The organism is Actinomycetospora aeridis (assembly GCF_037400275.1).
Lineage (GTDB): Bacteria > Actinomycetota > Actinomycetes > Mycobacteriales > Pseudonocardiaceae > Actinomycetospora > Actinomycetospora aeridis.
Map to the genome: position 1 here is coordinate 136,037 of NZ_JBBEGL010000007.1, position 15,299 is coordinate 151,335.

Annotated in this window: 16 protein-coding genes; 11 read left to right on the forward strand and 5 right to left on the reverse strand. The window is 74.6% G+C overall.

Features of this window, described 5'->3' with window-relative positions:
- Positions 1 to 41 precede the first annotated feature (41 nt).
- The 3 genes from WCD41_RS24220 to WCD41_RS24230 all read left to right on the forward strand — a co-directional run bounded on the left by WCD41_RS24220 (position 42) and on the right by WCD41_RS24230 (position 2,007).
- Complete coding sequence (locus WCD41_RS24220; protein WP_337717307.1) at positions 42 to 224, forward strand: DUF7455 domain-containing protein; 183 nt, start codon at positions 42 to 44, stop codon at positions 222 to 224.
- Positions 225 to 313: 89 nt separating this feature from the next.
- Positions 314 to 1,510: an MFS transporter gene (locus tag WCD41_RS24225; protein ID WP_337717309.1), complete on the forward strand. Its 1,197-nt coding sequence runs from the start codon at positions 314 to 316 to the stop codon at positions 1,508 to 1,510.
- Positions 1,511 to 1,551: 41 nt separating this feature from the next.
- Positions 1,552 to 2,007: a hypothetical protein gene (locus WCD41_RS24230; RefSeq protein ID WP_337717311.1), complete on the forward strand. Its 456-nt coding sequence runs from the start codon at positions 1,552 to 1,554 to the stop codon at positions 2,005 to 2,007.
- On the opposite strand, the gene WCD41_RS24235 is transcribed toward WCD41_RS24230, so the two are convergent.
- A complete protein-coding gene (locus tag WCD41_RS24235) occupies positions 2,008 to 3,618 on the reverse strand; it encodes an acetate--CoA ligase (RefSeq protein WP_337717312.1) in 1,611 nt (536 codons plus the stop codon).
- A 165-nt stretch (positions 3,619 to 3,783) separates the two neighbouring features.
- On the opposite strand from WCD41_RS24235, the gene WCD41_RS24240 reads away from it, so the two are divergent.
- Together WCD41_RS24240 and WCD41_RS24245 are read left to right on the forward strand one after the other, a co-directional pair.
- Entirely contained in the window at positions 3,784 to 5,109 is a 1,326-nt protein-coding gene (locus tag WCD41_RS24240; protein WP_337717314.1) for an MFS transporter, read from the forward strand.
- A 135-nt stretch (positions 5,110 to 5,244) separates the two neighbouring features.
- On the forward strand, positions 5,245 to 7,095 hold the full coding sequence (locus tag WCD41_RS24245; protein WP_337717316.1) for a glycosyltransferase: 1,851 nt from the start codon (positions 5,245 to 5,247) through the stop codon (positions 7,093 to 7,095).
- 68 nt (positions 7,096 to 7,163) lie between these two features.
- Here WCD41_RS24245 and WCD41_RS24250 read toward each other — a convergent pair whose 3' ends face one another.
- Both WCD41_RS24250 and WCD41_RS24255 read right to left on the reverse strand, forming a co-directional pair.
- Positions 7,164 to 8,189: a DUF2332 domain-containing protein gene (locus WCD41_RS24250; RefSeq protein ID WP_337717318.1), complete on the reverse strand. Its 1,026-nt coding sequence runs from the start codon at positions 8,187 to 8,189 to the stop codon at positions 7,164 to 7,166.
- Between the two features lie 106 nt (positions 8,190 to 8,295).
- Entirely contained in the window at positions 8,296 to 9,135 is an 840-nt protein-coding gene (locus WCD41_RS24255) for a helix-turn-helix transcriptional regulator (RefSeq protein ID WP_337717320.1), read from the reverse strand.
- 164 nt (positions 9,136 to 9,299) lie between these two features.
- Here WCD41_RS24255 and WCD41_RS24260 point away from each other — a divergent pair, with 164 nt between their 5' ends.
- The 4 genes from WCD41_RS24260 to WCD41_RS24275 all read left to right on the forward strand — a co-directional run bounded on the left by WCD41_RS24260 (position 9,300) and on the right by WCD41_RS24275 (position 12,619).
- A complete protein-coding gene (locus tag WCD41_RS24260) occupies positions 9,300 to 10,181 on the forward strand; it encodes a bile acid:sodium symporter family protein (RefSeq protein ID WP_337717322.1) in 882 nt (293 codons plus the stop codon).
- A gap of 76 nt (positions 10,182 to 10,257) precedes the next feature.
- The gene (locus WCD41_RS24265) at positions 10,258 to 11,220 is read left to right on the forward strand and encodes an AraC family transcriptional regulator (RefSeq protein ID WP_337717324.1); all 963 of its coding nucleotides are present in this window, start codon (positions 10,258 to 10,260) and stop codon (positions 11,218 to 11,220) included.
- A 98-nt stretch (positions 11,221 to 11,318) separates the two neighbouring features.
- A complete protein-coding gene (locus WCD41_RS24270; RefSeq protein ID WP_337717326.1) occupies positions 11,319 to 12,335 on the forward strand; it encodes a hypothetical protein in 1,017 nt (338 codons plus the stop codon).
- A 131-nt stretch (positions 12,336 to 12,466) separates the two neighbouring features.
- Positions 12,467 to 12,619 carry a CsbD family protein gene (locus WCD41_RS24275; protein ID WP_337717328.1) on the forward strand — a complete coding sequence of 51 codons (153 nt, stop codon included), beginning with the start codon at positions 12,467 to 12,469 and terminating at the stop codon, positions 12,617 to 12,619.
- Between the two features lie 15 nt (positions 12,620 to 12,634).
- Here WCD41_RS24275 and WCD41_RS24280 read toward each other — a convergent pair whose 3' ends face one another.
- Positions 12,635 to 12,907 carry a hypothetical protein gene (locus WCD41_RS24280; protein ID WP_337717330.1) on the reverse strand — a complete coding sequence of 91 codons (273 nt, stop codon included), beginning with the start codon at positions 12,905 to 12,907 and terminating at the stop codon, positions 12,635 to 12,637.
- A 131-nt stretch (positions 12,908 to 13,038) separates the two neighbouring features.
- Between WCD41_RS24280 and WCD41_RS24285 the strand changes: the two genes are divergently transcribed.
- Positions 13,039 to 14,211, forward strand: coding sequence for a uroporphyrinogen decarboxylase/cobalamine-independent methonine synthase family protein (locus WCD41_RS24285; protein ID WP_337717332.1), 1,173 nt, complete (start codon positions 13,039 to 13,041; stop codon positions 14,209 to 14,211).
- Positions 14,165 to 14,695 carry a GNAT family N-acetyltransferase gene (locus WCD41_RS24290; RefSeq protein WP_337717334.1) on the forward strand — a complete coding sequence of 177 codons (531 nt, stop codon included), beginning with the start codon at positions 14,165 to 14,167 and terminating at the stop codon, positions 14,693 to 14,695. The genes WCD41_RS24285 and WCD41_RS24290 overlap by 47 nt, the downstream gene beginning before the upstream one ends.
- On the opposite strand, the gene WCD41_RS24295 is transcribed toward WCD41_RS24290, so the two are convergent.
- A complete protein-coding gene (locus WCD41_RS24295) occupies positions 14,669 to 15,247 on the reverse strand; it encodes a TetR/AcrR family transcriptional regulator (RefSeq protein ID WP_337717336.1) in 579 nt (192 codons plus the stop codon). The two genes, WCD41_RS24290 and WCD41_RS24295, sit on opposite strands and share 27 nt — an antisense overlap.
- Positions 15,248 to 15,299 lie beyond the last annotated feature (52 nt).

The following is a 15,299-nucleotide window of genomic DNA, read 5'->3' on the forward strand; positions in this document are numbered from 1 at the left end:
GTCTCGGGTCATCACCCGAGAGCCCGGAGGGGGCGAACGCCATGACCATCATCCTCGAGGCACCACAGCAGGCCACCAGGGAGAACTGCGACCGGTGCGGGGTGCGCGCCTCGTCCGTCGCGACCTTCCCGGGCGGGGGCGAGCTCACGTTCTGCGGCCACCACGGCCGCGCGCACCGCGACCGGCTCCTCGCGGCCGGGGCGGCGCTGCGGCCCCTGCCCTGAGGTGAAGGTGACGTTCGTCCTCCCGGTGGTTGTCCCGGGCGAACTACCCTGGTCCCCGTGATGCTGCACGGCGGGACGGTCTGAGGCCGGTGCTGCGGACCCGCACCCCCAACGGATCGGCCACCACGTTCTCGGTCGCGTCGGTCGCCTTCGTCGCGGCCTGTGCCGCGGCGGGGGTCCCGGCCCCGCTCTACGTCGTCTACCAGCAGACCTACGGGCTCTCGACGGTCGTGCTCACCGGCGCGTTCGCGATCTACATCCTCCCGTTGCTGGCCGCGCTACTGTGCTGCGGCGGCCTCTCCGACCACCTCGGACGCCGCCGGGTCGCCGTGCCGGCGCTGCTCGCGGGCGCGGTCGGGAGCCTGGTCCTCGCCACCGTGGACTCCGCGCTGCCCCTGCTCGCGGGGCGGGCGGTACAGGGCCTCTCGGTCGGGCTGGCGCTCAGCGCGCTCGGCGCGTTCGTCGTCGACCTCGTGCCCCCGTCGCGGCCGGGTCTCGCCGGCGCGGTGACCAGCGGCGCGCCTCCCGGCGGCATCGCGCTCGGGGCGCTGACCTCGGGCATCGCGCTCCAGCTCGTGCCGGCGAGCGCGCCCGTCCTGTCGTTCGTGGTGACGGCGTCCGTCCTCACCGCGGCCGCCGTGGCCGTGCTGTTCCTGCCGGAGACGGTGACCCGTCGGCCCGGCGCGGCGCGCTCGCTGCGGCCCGTGGTCCGGGTGCCGGCGACGGCGCGCCGGGTGTTCCCGCCGGTGTGCCTGCTCGTCGCGGGCACCTATGTCCTCGGCGGCTTCACCCAGGCGCTGGCGCCGTCGCTGGTCGTGACGGTGCTCGACGGGCACGGCGGCCTCAGCGGCGCGCTCGCCGTGGCCGTGTACCACCTCGTCGGGCCGGCGGCCGGGCTCGCCGCCAACCGGATGGGCGCCGCGCGGGCCCTGACGGGCGGGGCGATCGGGCTGGTCGTCGGGATCGCCGGCTACGTCGTCGCCATCGCCGTCGGGAGCTTCGCGGCCTACCTCGTCGCCGCGGCCGTCGCCGGGGCCGGGTTCGGCGTCGCGTTCGCCGGCGCGATGCGGATCCTGCTCGAGCGCAGCCCCGAGGGCACGCACGCCGGCACGCTCGCCGCGATCTACCTCTACTGCTACCTCGCGGCGGCCGTCGCGAGCCTGCTCGCCGGGGTGGCGGTCGAGGTCTGGGGGCTGGCGGCGGTGGCGGTCGGCCTGTGCGGGCTGGTCGTGGTGATGGTCGCCGTCGGCGCCGTCGTCTCCTCGCTGCGGGTCCGCGCCGCCTGATCGCTGGACGGCACGCGCGGGCCCGGGCAACCTTCTCGGCCATGAGCGAGGAGCACTCGAGCACGGTCGGCAGCGCCGGGACCGAGGGCAGCGTCGCCGTCGCGGGCAGCGTCGACACCTCCCACAGCGTCGCCGTGGCCGGGAGCGTCGCGACCAGCGGCAGCGCCGGCGTGTTCCGCAGTGCCGGGACGGCCGGCAGCGTCGCCGTCGCGGGCAGCGCCGCCACCGCGGGCAGCGTCGCGGTCGCCGGCAGCGCCGCCACCGCGGGCAGCGTCGCCGTCGCGGGCAGCGCGGGCACCGCCGGCAGCGTCGCGATCCTGGCCAGCGTCCTCACGCTCGTCGGCCTCCGGCTCCGCCTGTGCCTGGGCACCATCGCCTGCGTGGACTGCACACGGTGCGTGGGCTGCATCGGGTGCGTGGACTGCGTCGACTGCGTGGGGTGCATCGGCTGCGTCGGCCTGCGCGGCGCGGTCGGGCAGCGGGGCGTGAGCGCCTGATCAGTCCGGCCGCAGGGCCCTCCTGAGGATCTTGCCGGTGGTGGTGCGGGGCAGCTCGTCGAGGAACTCGATCGCCGCCGGCACCTCGTGGGCGGCCAGCCGCGCCCGGACGTGCGCGCGCAGCTCGTCGGCCAGCTCGGCGGACGGCGTCACGCCGGGGCGCAGGACGACGAACGCCTTCGGCACCTGTCCGCGTCGCTCGTCGGGCACGCCGATCACGGCGGCCATCGCGACGGCGTCGTGGCCCCCGAGGCTCTGCTCGATCTCGCCGGGCCCGATGCGGTAGCCGGCCGAGTTGATCACGTCGTCCTTGCGGGACTCGAACCACACGTAGCCGTCGGCGTCCTGGCGGGCGAGGTCGCCGGTGAGCAGCCAGTTCCCCCGGAACTTCGCGGCCGTCGCCTCCGGGTTGCGCCAGTACTCGAGCATCGTCGACGGCGTCCGGCGGTCGAGGGCGAGTTCGCCGACCGTGTCGAGCACCGGCTCGCCGTCCTCGCCGAGCACCACCGGCGTGAAGCCCGGCAGACCCTTGCCCAGCGACCCGGGGCGCACGGGGTAGACCGAGGCGCAGTTGCCGATGCAGGCGTTGAGCTCGGTCTGGCCGTAGCCCTCGTTCACCGTCGCGCCGAAGAACTCCTCGCTCCACTTGAGCAGGTCGGCGCCCAGGGCCTCGCCGCCGGAGCAGATGGCGCGGAACGCGAAGTCACCGCCGTCGAGACCCGACGCCCGGATGACGCGCAGGGCGGTGGCGGGCAGCAGGGTCAGGGTGATCCCGTGCTCGCGCATCAGCCAGACCGCGCGCTCGGCGGTGAAGGCCGGCTCGCGGTCGACCACCACCGGCAGGCCGTGGAACCACGCCGGCGTGAGGATGTCCATGATCCCGGCGATCCACGCCCAGTCGGCCGGCGACCACAGGACGTCGCCCGGCTGCGGGAAGAACTCGTAGACCGCCTCGAACGCCGGCAGGTGCCCGTAGACGATGCGGTGGGCGTGCAGCGCGCCCTTCGGGTCGCCGGTGGTGCCCGAGGTGTAGATGAGGAACGCCGGGTCCTCGGCCGCGGTGTCGACCGGGGTGAACGCGTCCGACGCGGTCGCCAGCGCCTGCTCGTAGCCGTCGTCGCCGTCCCCTCCGATCACCAGGAGAGGGATCTGCTCGCCGCCGTCGTCCAGCGCCTCGCGCACCCGGTCGGCGTTCGCGGCCGCCGTGACGACGGCCTTCGCGCCGGCGTCGCGCAGGCGGAAGCGCAGCGCGTCGGGACCGAACAGCGCGGACAGGGGCAACGCGATCGCGCCCATGCGGAACATCGCGACGAAGCCGACGCCGGTCTCGAACGAGGCCGGACTGACGAGGCCGACGACGTCGCCGCGCCCGACGCCGAGCGCGGCCAGGGCGTTGGCCAGCCGGTTCGACGACGCGGTCAGCTCACCGAAGGTGTGGTCACGCGCGCTGCGGTCCCGCTCGACGACGGTGAGCGCCCGCGCCTGCGGGTCCTGCCGGTCGGCGCAGGCGACGCCCAGGTTGAACCGCTCGGGGATGTCGAGGCGGGTGAAGTCGACCTGCCGCCAGAGCTCGTCGTAGCTCGCGGCCGGGCGCAGCAGCGGTGGTTCCACGACGACCCCCAGTGGTGTGACCGCTCTCACGGTAAGGGGAGGCCGCCGTGGCCGGTAGGTGTCCGGACCGTCCGGCACACGCATCGTCTGGTGGAAACGCGAAGCGCTCCGTATGGTCTGCGTCACACACAGCGACCACCGCCTCGCGGAAGGCAGGGCCCGGCCATGCATCCTGCTCCGAGCGCACCACCCGCTCCGACCGCGCGCGAGACCCGCCGGGTCGCCGCCGCCACGCTGATCGGCACGTCCATCGAGTGGTTCGACTTCTTCGTCTACGGCGCCGCGGCCGCCCTGGTGTTCGGGAAGCTCTTCTTCCCCTCGGCCGACCCGCTCACGGGCACGCTGCTCGCGCTGGCCACCTTCGGCGTCGGCTTCGTGGCCCGGCCGTTCGGCGGCGTGATCTTCGCGCACTTCGGCGACCGGATCGGCCGCAAGTCGATGCTGGTGCTGTCGGTGGTGATGATGGGCGGCGGCACGTTCGTCGTCGGGCTGCTGCCGACGTACGCGACGATCGGGATCGCCGCGCCGATCCTGCTGGTGCTCCTGCGGATCGTGCAGGGCATCGGCCTCGGCGGCGAGTGGGGCGCCGCGGCGGTGATGGCCGTCGAGTACGCGCCGCCGCAGCGCCGCGGGTTCTTCGGGAGCTTCCCGCAGACCGGTGTGCCGGCCGGCATGCTCACCGCGAACCTCTCACTGCTGATCATGTCGGCGCTGATGTCCGACGAGGCGTTCCTGTCCTGGGGCTGGCGGGTGCCGTTCCTGGCCTCGATCGTGCTCGTCGCCGTCGGCATCGTGATCCGGCTGCGGGTGGCCGAGTCGCCGGTCTTCGAGGCGGCGAAGTCGGCCGGGAAGATCGAGCGTCAGCCCGTGCTCGCGGTGCTGCGCCGCCAGCCGGGCAACGTGCTGCGGGCCGCCGGCCTGCGCTTCGCCGAGAACAGCACGTTCTACATCCACACCACCTTCGTCCTGACCTACGGCACGGTCGTGCTCGGGATGGCGCGCAGCGACCTGCTCGTCGCGGTCATCGTCTCGTCGGCGCTCGGCCTCGCGAGCATCCCGTTCTACGGCTGGGCGTGCGACCGGTTCGGACGGCGCCCGGTCGTGCTCTGGGGCTCGCTGGTGCTCCTGCTCATGAGCTGGCCGTACTTCTGGGCGCTGGACACCCGGTCGCTGCCGTGGATCATCCTCGCGACGGTGATCGCGGTGAACGTCGGCAACTCCGCGGTCTACGCGCCGCAGCCGGCGTGGTTCTCCGAGCTCTTCGAGCCCGAGGTGCGCTACAGCGGCGCGTCGATCGGGGCCCAGGGCGCGAGCGTGTTCGCCGGTGGCCTGGCCCCGGTGATCGCCACGGCGCTGCTCGACGCGACCGGTGGCTGGGGCTGGATCGCCGTCTACATGTCGGCCATGGTGCTGATCACCATCGTCGCCGCGCTGCTCTCCCCCGACCCGTACCGAACCTCGTCGCGCGCCCGGGAGGCCGTCGCGGCGTGACCCCCCAGACGGCCGCGCGGCGACACCCTTCCGGGTCTGCCTCGTTGGACTCCCCAGACCGCTGTGCCGTACCGAGCGTGACCACGGCACCCTCGGTCACGCCGGTGGGGTCGACCGTCCCGGGGAGGACACGCCATGCCCGAGGGGACCGACGCGTGCCGACATCCGGGGCGGCGGGGACCCGACTCGCTGGTGCGTGTGCTCCTGCCCCTCGTCGCCGTGGTCGCGACCGTGCCGGCGCCCCTCGCCGCCCCGGTCCTCGGCGCGGGCGCGCCGCCCGAGCTCCTGCTGGCCGGGGGCGCGGTCGTGCTCGCGGGGGTCGGGCTCACCGCGGCGGGCACGTGGCGGCTCCTGGCCGCCGGCGCCCGCGCCGTCCCGGCGGCAAGCCTGCTCGGGGCCGCGGTGATGCTCGGCGAGGGCGTCGCGATCGGTGGCGAGCTGGCCCCGGACGGCTCGCCCGGGCTGCTCGTCGGCGCGGCCGGCGGCGCGGTCGCCGGGGCCGGGCTGCTCGGCGTGCTCGGGCGGTGGTGGCACCGGTCCCGATCCGGGGCGCCCGCCCCGCGGACCCGGCGCCGACCCCTGGTCGCCGCGGTGGCGCTGCTCGTCCTGCTGGTGGCGACGCGGGGGTCGGTGACCGCCTGGCTCGTCGCGCTCGGCGTCGTCGGCGTCGTCGTCGCCGGGCTTCCCCTGCTCGTCCGGCACGTCCGGGCCGGGACGCCGCGGGCCGCGCTCGTGGTCGACCCCGTGGTGCGACCGACCGCGGACGCGCCCGCCCCTGCCCCCGAGGACGACCCGTACGCGACGATCGAGGTGGGACCGCCCGCCGCCCCCGCCCGCGCCGCCGCCTGGGCACCGACCCTGCGGATCCTGCACCTCGGCGGCGCCGACCCCGACGCCGCCGCCGAGCTCCACCGTCGCCTCGCCGTCGCCGGGCACGAGATCACGGTGCTGAGCCCGCGCCGCTCCGGCGTCGTCGACCGGATCGAGCACCACGGCGCGGGGATGGTGCGCTGGACCCACCCCGTGCGCCGCGGCTGGACCCGGCGCGGGCGGCTGCTCGCCTACGTCGCCGCCGCGGTCGTCGCGGCCCGCCACACCCGCGCCGACCTCGTCGTCGAGGAGCTCGGCACCTCGCCCGGCCCGCTGGCCGTCCCGCGCTGGACGTCCCGGCCCGTCGTCGCGCTCGCCACGACCCTCCCCGCCCCGGAGCCGACCGACCGGCGCGCGCCGCTGCTGCGCCTGCGATGGTGGGCCGTGCGCACGCACCGCTCGGTCGTCGTGCGCTCCCCCGCGGGCGCCGAGGCGCTCGCCGCCGGGCGCTCCCGCGCCCACGTCGCGGTGGTCGGCGACGGCATCGACCCGGCCGCTCTCTGGACCTCGCCGCGTCATCGTGACGAGGACGTCGTCGTGCGGGTCGGACGTCTGGGGCTGGAGCCCGACGCCGTCCGTCCGCTGCTCTACGCCTGGGCGCGGGTGGTGTCGCCGGGGCGCCTCGTGCTGCAGGGCTGCGGGGTGCACGAACCGACCCTGCGGGGCTGCGCGGCGCAGCTGGGGCTGTCCGGGCAGGTGGCGTTCGCCGAGGAGCGGGACGGGGAGGCACGGCACGCGCGGGTGGCGTCGGCGCGCGTCGCGGTGGTCGCCCCGGGGGCGTCGGACGCGGCGTCGCGGGCCGTGGCGCTCGAGGCGCTCGCCGTCGGCACCCCGGTGCTCGGGCCGGACACCGCGGCCCTGCGCGAGGTCGTGCCGTCGGAGGTCGGGCTCCTGGTCCCGCCGGGCGCCGACGCCGCCGCGCTCGCCGACGGGCTGGGCGCGCTGCACGCCGACCGAGCGCGTAGTCACGCCGCCGCGTCGCAGGGACCGGGGCTCGCCCGGGCCCACGACCTCGACCTCCTCGCGGGCCAGACCGCCGACGTCTACCTCGCCGCGGTGACGCGGCGGGCCATGACGCGGGGCACGGCCCGGGTCGGCGGGCTCGTGCGGAGCTGACGGCCCGCGGTCGCCCCCACCAGGGGCCTCTTCGCTCCGCCGGGAACGCTTCGAAGATCGAAGCATCGTCACCGGGGAGCCGCCAGCCAGGACAGCAGGCGGCCGCGGGACCAGCAGCGCCCGAGGACGGTGGGCGCCGGACCGTCGTTCGTGGCCAGGCCGAGGAGGCTGTGGCCCGAGGCGGGGCGGTCGCCCGGTGTCGGGATCGACGGCGCCACGCCGACACCCTCCACCGACACCCAGGCCACCGGACGGCGAGCCTGCTGCAGGCGTTCGAGGAAGACCCGGCGCTGCTCGAGCGAGAAGGCCGAGAGCGCCCACGTGGTGGTGACGACCGGCAGGGCCCCGTCCGGGACGCGGGCGAGGGCGTCGGGCAGCAGGTCGAGGGGGTCGCCACGCAGGAGGACCCTCGGGGTCGCCCGCGCCAGGGCGATCTCGGCGTCGAGGCGGGCGGCGCGCTCGTGCTGGTCCGGGGCGAGACAGGCGCGCAGCCAGCGGGCGTCGTCGGCGTCGGTGACGTCGAGCGGGTCACGGTCGACGCCGACGCGGGCGACGACCTCGGGGATCGCCAGCGTCGGCACCGGCCGGTCCCCCACCACCGTCGCCGACTGCTGGACGGGCGACGACGCGTCGCCGAGCGTCCGGCCGTCGTCGTAGGTGATGCCGACGCGGTCGACGCCCAGGTCGAACGCGGCCCCGCACCCCACGTCGACGAGGCCGATCGCCGCGGCGCCGACGCGGTGCGCGGCCTCCGCGACCGTCGGGTGGAGGACGGTCGCGCGCGCCGTCTCGTCGGGGCGGTGGCGTCGGCGGGTGACGATGTCGACCACCGCGTCGGTCATCGTCCGGAGGGTCTCGACGGCGGCGTCCGCGCGGGTGAGCGCCGGCGCCCGGCCGGCGAGGGCGAGGTCGTGCAGGGCGGCGAGGACCAGCGCGGGCGCCCGCCGACACGCCGGCGCCGACTCGACCGCACGCATCGCGGCGTCGGACTCGCTGAGCGCCACCGCGATGCGGGCGTACAGGGGCGACGTCTCGGCGATCTCGACCTCACCGAAGTGCCGGTACCGCTCCGCGAGCGTGCGTGGCCTCCCCATGGCGGTGATCCTGCCCGGGTGCGGCGCGCCTGGGACGACCGGCACGTTGCGCATGATCAACAGGGCCCGCAAGGTGCGGAACGTGCCGGTCGCGCCGCGGCAGGGGTCAGGTCAGCGCCTGCGCGCCGATCACCGAGAGCAGCTGGAGCTTCTCGTGGCTCTCGCTGCCGGGCGCGGCCGTGTAGACGAGCAGCGACTGCGCCTGGTGCGGGTCGAGCAGCGTCTGGCAGGTCAGGTCGAGCCGCCCGAGCTCGGGGTGGACGAAGTGCTTGACGCCCTGGGGTCGGATGCCGACCTCGTGCTCGCCCCACACGGCGCGGAACTCGGCGCTGTCGGCCAGGAGGAGATCGGCGAGGTACGCCGCGCGGGAGTCGCGACCGTGGCGGCCCATGACCTCCCGCAGCCCCGAGGCCCACATGCGGGAGAGGAAGTCGTGGTCCTCGGGGGCGTAGAGCGCGCGGGAGGCGGGGTCGGCGAACCACCGGTAGCCGATGCTGCGGAACGGCCCGGTGTAGTGCGTGGTCTCGCCGGTCAGGGCCACGCCGAGCCGGGTCTGGCGCAAGGTCTCGCCGAGCTCGGTGACGATCTCCGCGGGCGTGTCGTCGAGGCGGTCGAGCACCCGGAGCATCCCGGGGCTGATGTGCTCGGCCACCGCCCCCCGGGCCGGCGGGTGGTGCCCGGCGAGGCGGAAGAGGTGGTCGCGCTCGTCGAGCGAGAGGTGCAGGCCCTGCGCCATCGAGGCGATCATCTGCTCCGAGGGCTGCGGCCCGCGCTCGCGCTCGAGCCGCGCGTAGTAGTCGGTCGACATGTGGCACAGCGCGGCGACCTCCTCGCGCCGCAGGCCCGCCGTCCGGCGTCGCTGCCCGCGCGGCAGCCCGACATCGTCCGGCTGCAGCGACTCCCGGCGGCGCCGGAGGAACTCCGCCAGCCCGGCCCGATCGATCACGGCGCGGTCCCCTCTCCTCGGTCTGCCCCGTTCCTACCGCCGGTCCGCGGGCGCAACCACGACCCGCCGATCCCCCCCTGGACCCCCGGCGCGGACCAGCTTGTCCGGTAGGCCCGATCTGTCCGACCATGGGCTCCCGCCCCACCGACGCCGGGAGACCGCCGATGGACACCGCGCTGACCACCGTCGGGCTGCCCCTCGCCCTCGCCGTGGTGATGTTCGGCCTCGGGCTCTCGCTGACCGTGGGGGACTTCGCGCGGATCGCCCGCGAGCCCCGTGCCGTCGCGGTCGCGCTCGCGACGCAGGTCCTCCTGCTGCCGGCGATCTGCTTCGCCCTCGTCGTGGCGTTCGGGCTCAGCCCGGTCCTCGCGGTGGGGATGATGCTGCTCGCGGCCTCGCCGGGCGGCACGACGGCGAACCTCTTCAGCCACCTGTTCCGGGGCGACGTCGCCCTCAACGTCACCCTGACCGCCGTGAACTCGGTGCTCGCCGTGGTGACGCTCCCGCTCATCGTGAGCCTGGCGATCGGGTGGTTCGCGCCGCCGCTGGACGGCTCGGTCGGCCTGCAGTTCGACAAGATCGTGCAGGTGTTCGCGATCGTCCTCGTGCCGGTCGCCCTCGGCATGCTCGTCCGTCGCCGGTGGCCGTCGTGGGCGGACCGGGCCGACCGCCCCGTGCGCATCCTCTCGGCGGTGGTGCTCGCCCTCGTCATCCTCGGGGCGCTCCTCGCGGAGCGGGAGAACCTCGGCAGCTACCTCGCCGACGTCGGGATCATCACGACGCTGTTCTGCCTCGCCAGCCTGACCATCGGTTTCCTCGTGCCGCGTCTCTTCCGCGTCGGCCACCGGCAGGCGGTGGCGTCGGCGTTCGAGATCGGCATCCACAACAGCACGCTGGCGATCGCGGTGGCGCTGACGGTGCTGGGCGACGAGGCGCTGGCCGTCCCCGCGGCGGTGTACGGCGTGATCATGTTCCCGCTGGCCGCGGGCGCGGGGTACGTGCTCGCCCGCGGCGCCCCGACCCGGGAGACGACCCCCGCCGTCTGACCCGGCCCGGCCCGCCCGTCCCGCTGGACGGGACCGGGGCTGGCCCCGCCGCCACGACCGGCATCACGGTCGTCGGATGCCCGCCGGGACGTGGAACGAGCCGCTCGCGGCGCACCCGTCGGTGCGGACCCGCGACGTCGACCGGGCGCAGGCCGAGCTCGGTCGGGTCTTCAGCCCGCACCGGCTCGAGGGCGGTCGGTCGGCGGCGTTCGCCGCCCGCGCCAACGCCCTCGACCTCGGGCACGTGAAGATCGTCTACCTCGAGCTCGGCGCGGCGATGACGATCCGCCCCGACCCGCTGCACTACTACGCGGCCAACCTCGGCCTGCGCGGGCGGGCGGAGGTCCGGGACGGCGCCCGCACGGTGCGGGTCGGGGATGCGGCCGCCGGATCGGTGATCAATCCGGGTACGACGGTCGACATGCGGTGGGCTCGGGGCTTCCGCCAGCTGTCGGTGCTGGTGCCGCGACGCCATCTCGAGTCGCGGGCCGGTGCCACCCGGTGTCCGGTGACGCTGCGGACGGGGCTGGACCCCCGGCAACCCGCGGTGCGCAGCTGGCTGCGGCTCGTGCGCTGGGTCGTCGAGGACGCCGACCGCGGCGGGCTCACCGCGAGCCCGCTGGCCGTGGCGCACCTCGAGGACCTGCTCGTCACCGGTCTGATCGCCGCGCAGGGGCCGCCCGATACCGGCCCCGGCACCGACCCCGGCCACGTCGACCAGGCGGCCGACTTCGTCCACGCGCACCTCGGCGAACCGATCACGGTGTCGGACATCGCGGACGCCGCCGGGCTCGCGGTGCGCACCCTGCAGACGGCCTTCCTCCGCCGGTACGGCACGTCGCCGAGCGTCTACGTGCGGGACGCCCGCCTCGACCGTGCCCACGCCGAGCTGGCCGGCCGGGGCGACGCCCTGCCCTCCGGCGTGACCGAGTGCGCCACGTTCTGGGGGTTCACCCACGTCCCCCGGTTCGCCGCGCACTACCGCCGCCGCTTCGGTGAGGCGCCCTCGGACACCCTGCGCCGCGCCCGCTCCTCCTGAGCCCCGGCGCGTTCCGGCTCACCGGCGCGCAGCGGATCGCCGGCGCCCTCCCGTGTTCCTAGCGTCCGCGGCACAGGGACCGGCGGACGGAGGACGACATGGCACTGCCCATCACCGTGGTCGGATCGTGGTGGCCCTATGACGACCACACCGACGAGCTGGCGCGAGCACGCCGCGAGGACCCCACCGGCGACGCCGCCCGCAAGATCACCGACATCTGGGCGACCCGGGCCATCCGCGAGCAGCGCGAGTTCGGCTTCGCGGAGTGGACCAGCGGCGAGTACTTCGTCGAGAACTTCGTGGCCACGCTGCCCCGGTACCTGACCGGTCTGACCGTCGACGCGGCGCCGCCCTTCGAGGAGTACGACTACGACGACTTCGGCCACCTCACCATCGACGGCCCGATCGCGGCCCCGGGTGGCCTCGGGTACGCCGCCGCCTACGAGCACGACCGGACGCTGCCGGGCGGGGTCACCAAGGCCACCGTGGTCACGCCGTTCGAGATCATGGTGCCGGCGCTGCTCGACCAGCAGGACGCGATCGACCGGGCGATGCCCGACCTCCTGGCGATCGTGAACACCGAGCTGCGCCGCCTGGCGGCGGCGGGGTGCCCGCACGTCCAGCTCGACGCCCCGATCATCGCGACGCTGGTCAACGAGGGGCGCATGACCGCGGAGGCCGGCGCCGGACTCATCGCCGCCTGCTTCGACGGCGTCGAGGGCACGACCCGTGGCGTGCACTTCTGCAACGGCAACAACAAGGGCCGCCCGATCTCGAGCGTCCTGCGCCTCGCGCCGTGGGTGCCGATCCTGCAGCGCCTCGACGGCGTGGTCGACGACGCCCTGCTCGAGGCGACCTACTGGAGCGAGTGGGCCGAGCGTGAGGCGCTGAAGGACGTGCCCCGGAGCATCGCCCTGACCGTCGGCCTCGTCGACGAGGCCGACTACTCCCCCATGCCCGTGTGGAAGATCCGGGCGGCCGGCTGGGCGGAGGTCGTCGGGGAGGATCGCCTCCGGCTCTCGATGTCGTGCGGGTTCGGACGCCACGGCGCCGCCGACCGCGCGCTGCTCGAGCAGAAGGTCACGAACCTCGCCGAGGCCGCGGCCGGCTTCTGAGCCGGGACGGGGCAGTGCGGTGCGCCGCAGGGAGGAGTCAGGGACGTGTCGGACGGAGCCTTTCCGGGCGCAACCGGCCTCTTTACCGATGGTGCGCGACTGGTTGTGCACCACCAGGGAATCTCGATCACATGAGTGCTGACAAGACCGCCAAGAACCGCGCCCAGCAGGTCAAGGGAAAGGCGAAGGAGGTCACCGGACAGGCCACGGGCAACAAGAAGCTCGAGTACAGCGGCAAGAAGGACATGGCCTCCGGAGAGGTCAAGCAGCGCACCGGGAACTGAGCCCGGCCGCGGAGCTCACGCCCGGCGGCGGCGGTAGACGTTGCCGCCGGCGTGGCTCGCGATGTCGGCGAACAGCGCGAGGGCGAGCCACAGGAAGTCGATCCCGACGATCCCGCCCGGCGCCACGAGCACGAACATCAACGTCGTCCACGGCAGGAGCAGGAAGCCGAGGATCGGCAGCAGCAGGCTCCCGCCGAAGGCCACGCTCCACGTCAGCGGAGCGAGAAACCACCAGATGACGATGACGGCGCGGGGCCCGAGGACCAGCAGCAGGATGAACAGGCACACGCGTCGGTTCTAGACACGAACGCCCGCCCCGTCCCCACCCGCGGAGGATGAGGTGGGGCGTTGACGTGATCTAGATCACATCCTAGCGTCGGCGACGGCTCCCCGATTCGTCGACGAACTGGAGCTTCGCCATGGCCGACTACGACCCGCGGACCGCGACCGGCATCCCGACGGAGCCGGTGGGCTCTATGCCCCGGCCAGCGAAGCTGCAGGAGGCGTACGCCGCCTACGACGACGGGACGATCGACAAGGCCGCACTGGAGGCCGAGCAGGACGCCGCCGTCGACGACACGCTGGCCCGCTACGGGGCGACCGGCGCCCCGATCATCTCCGACGGCGAGCAGCGGTGGTCGTCGTTCGCGACCTACCCGATCACCGACACCCTCGCCGGCACCGGCCTCGCACCCTCGCTCGGGCCCGGCGGACAGTTCTTCGCGATCTTCGCCGACGGGCACGGCCGCCAGCTGCCCAAGCTCGTGAAGGGCCCGTTCGAGTACGTGAACTACGCGGCCGACTCGCTGCGGAAGTCGATCGGCAAGGCGACGGCGCCGATCAAGCAGGCGGTGATCTCGCCGTCGATGCTGGCGCTGCTCTACCCCTTGAAGGACCCGGTGGACGGTTACAGCCGCGAGGACTTCGAGGCGAAGCTGATCGACGAGTGCGAGAAGGACATCCGGCAGTCGTTCGACGCGGGAGCGGCACGGGTGTCGGTCGACTTCACGGAGGGCCGTCTGGCGACCCGCGAGGACCCGCGCAACCCGTGGACCGGCGCCGGCCTGCTGCCGCACTTCATCGAGCTGATCAACGGGGTGATGGACCGCTTCACGCCCGAGGAGCGCACGAGGATCGGCATCCACACCTGCCCCGGTGGCGACCGCGACTCGGTGCACTCCGCCGACGTGCCCTACAACAACCTGCTGCCCGAGATGTTCAAGATCAACGCCGGCTACTTCCTCATCCAGCTCGCCAGCGAGCGCGAGAAGGACCCGGTCTACGAGTCGATCGGCAAGAACCTGCGCACCGACGCGAACGGCGTGACGCAGATGGCCTACCTGGGCGTGATCAACCCCGGGAACCCGCGGGTGGAGAGCGCGGAGGAGGTCGCCGACCGGCTCGTGCGCGCGGCGGACTTCATGGACCGCCAGCAGATCGGCTCGACCGACGACTGCGGCTTCTCGCCGTTCTCCATCGACGAGAAGCCCAACCACGGCTCGCCGGACTTCGCCCGCGACGTGGCGTTCCAGAAGATCACCAACCGTGTCGCGGGGACACGGATGGCCGCCGAACGGCTCGGGGTGTCCTGAGCTGCTGGAGTTCCGCGCCGAGCGCTCCGACGCCTCCCCCGGCCGGGAGCTCCTCACCGACCTCAACGCGCTCCTCGACACCCAGTACCCCGGGCGCGCGGCGCGCCCGGGGTCGGTGACGACCCCCGACGAGCTCGCGCCCCCGCGGGGCCGGTTCCTGGTCGGCTACGAGGACGGCGTGCCCGTCGCGATCGGCGGGGTCCGCCACCTCGGCGCGGGCGTCGGCGAGATCAAGCAGATGTACGTCGTGCCGCACGCCCGCTCGCGGGGCGTCGGCCGCGCCCTCCTGGCCGCGCTCGAGGACGCCGCCCGCGCGCTGGGCCACACCCGCGTACGCCTCGACGCCGGCCCGGAGCAGCGGCACAGCCGGACCCTGTTCGTCGCCACCGGCTACCGGCCGATCCCGCCCTACAACGGCAACCACATCGCCGTGTTCTTCGGCGAGAAGGAGCTGTCGTCACGGGACGAGAGCCGCGACCTCTGACTCGACGGCGTCGAACGCCTCCACGAGCGTCACGCCGTCGGGACCCTCCAGCCAGCGCGTGAGGGCCTCGACGACGCAGGCGATCCCGAGACCCGCCACCAGGCGGGCCCGCTGCGGCGGGTGGCCGCGCCGCACGAGCTCGTCGACGAAGAGCTGCTGCATCACCGCGTGCTTCATGGCCTCGCGCGCCTGCAGCGCCGGCGTCCGCGCGGTCACCCGCGCCCGCCGGACCAGCATGTCGCGGTCCGGCTCGACGAGCGCGGCGACCTCGCGGACCGCCCGGGACAGGATCGCGGCGGGGGTGGCGTCGGCGGGCGCGCCGGCGGCCGCTCGGGTGATGGCGGCGTGGTGCTCGGCGTCCTTGGCGAAGAGGAAGTCCTCCTTGTCGGCGAAGTGCCGGTAGAGGGTCCGCGGGCCCACCTCCGCCGCCTCCGCGACCTCGGCGACGGTCACGGCGTCGTACCCGTGCTCGTCGAACAGCCGCGCCGCCGCCGCGACGATGGTGTCGCGGGTGCGCTGCTTCTTGACCTCGCGCAGGGACGGCGTGCTCACCCGCCCAGTGTGACAGGAGGCGCCAAACGGCACACGTTGCCACTTGGCACGA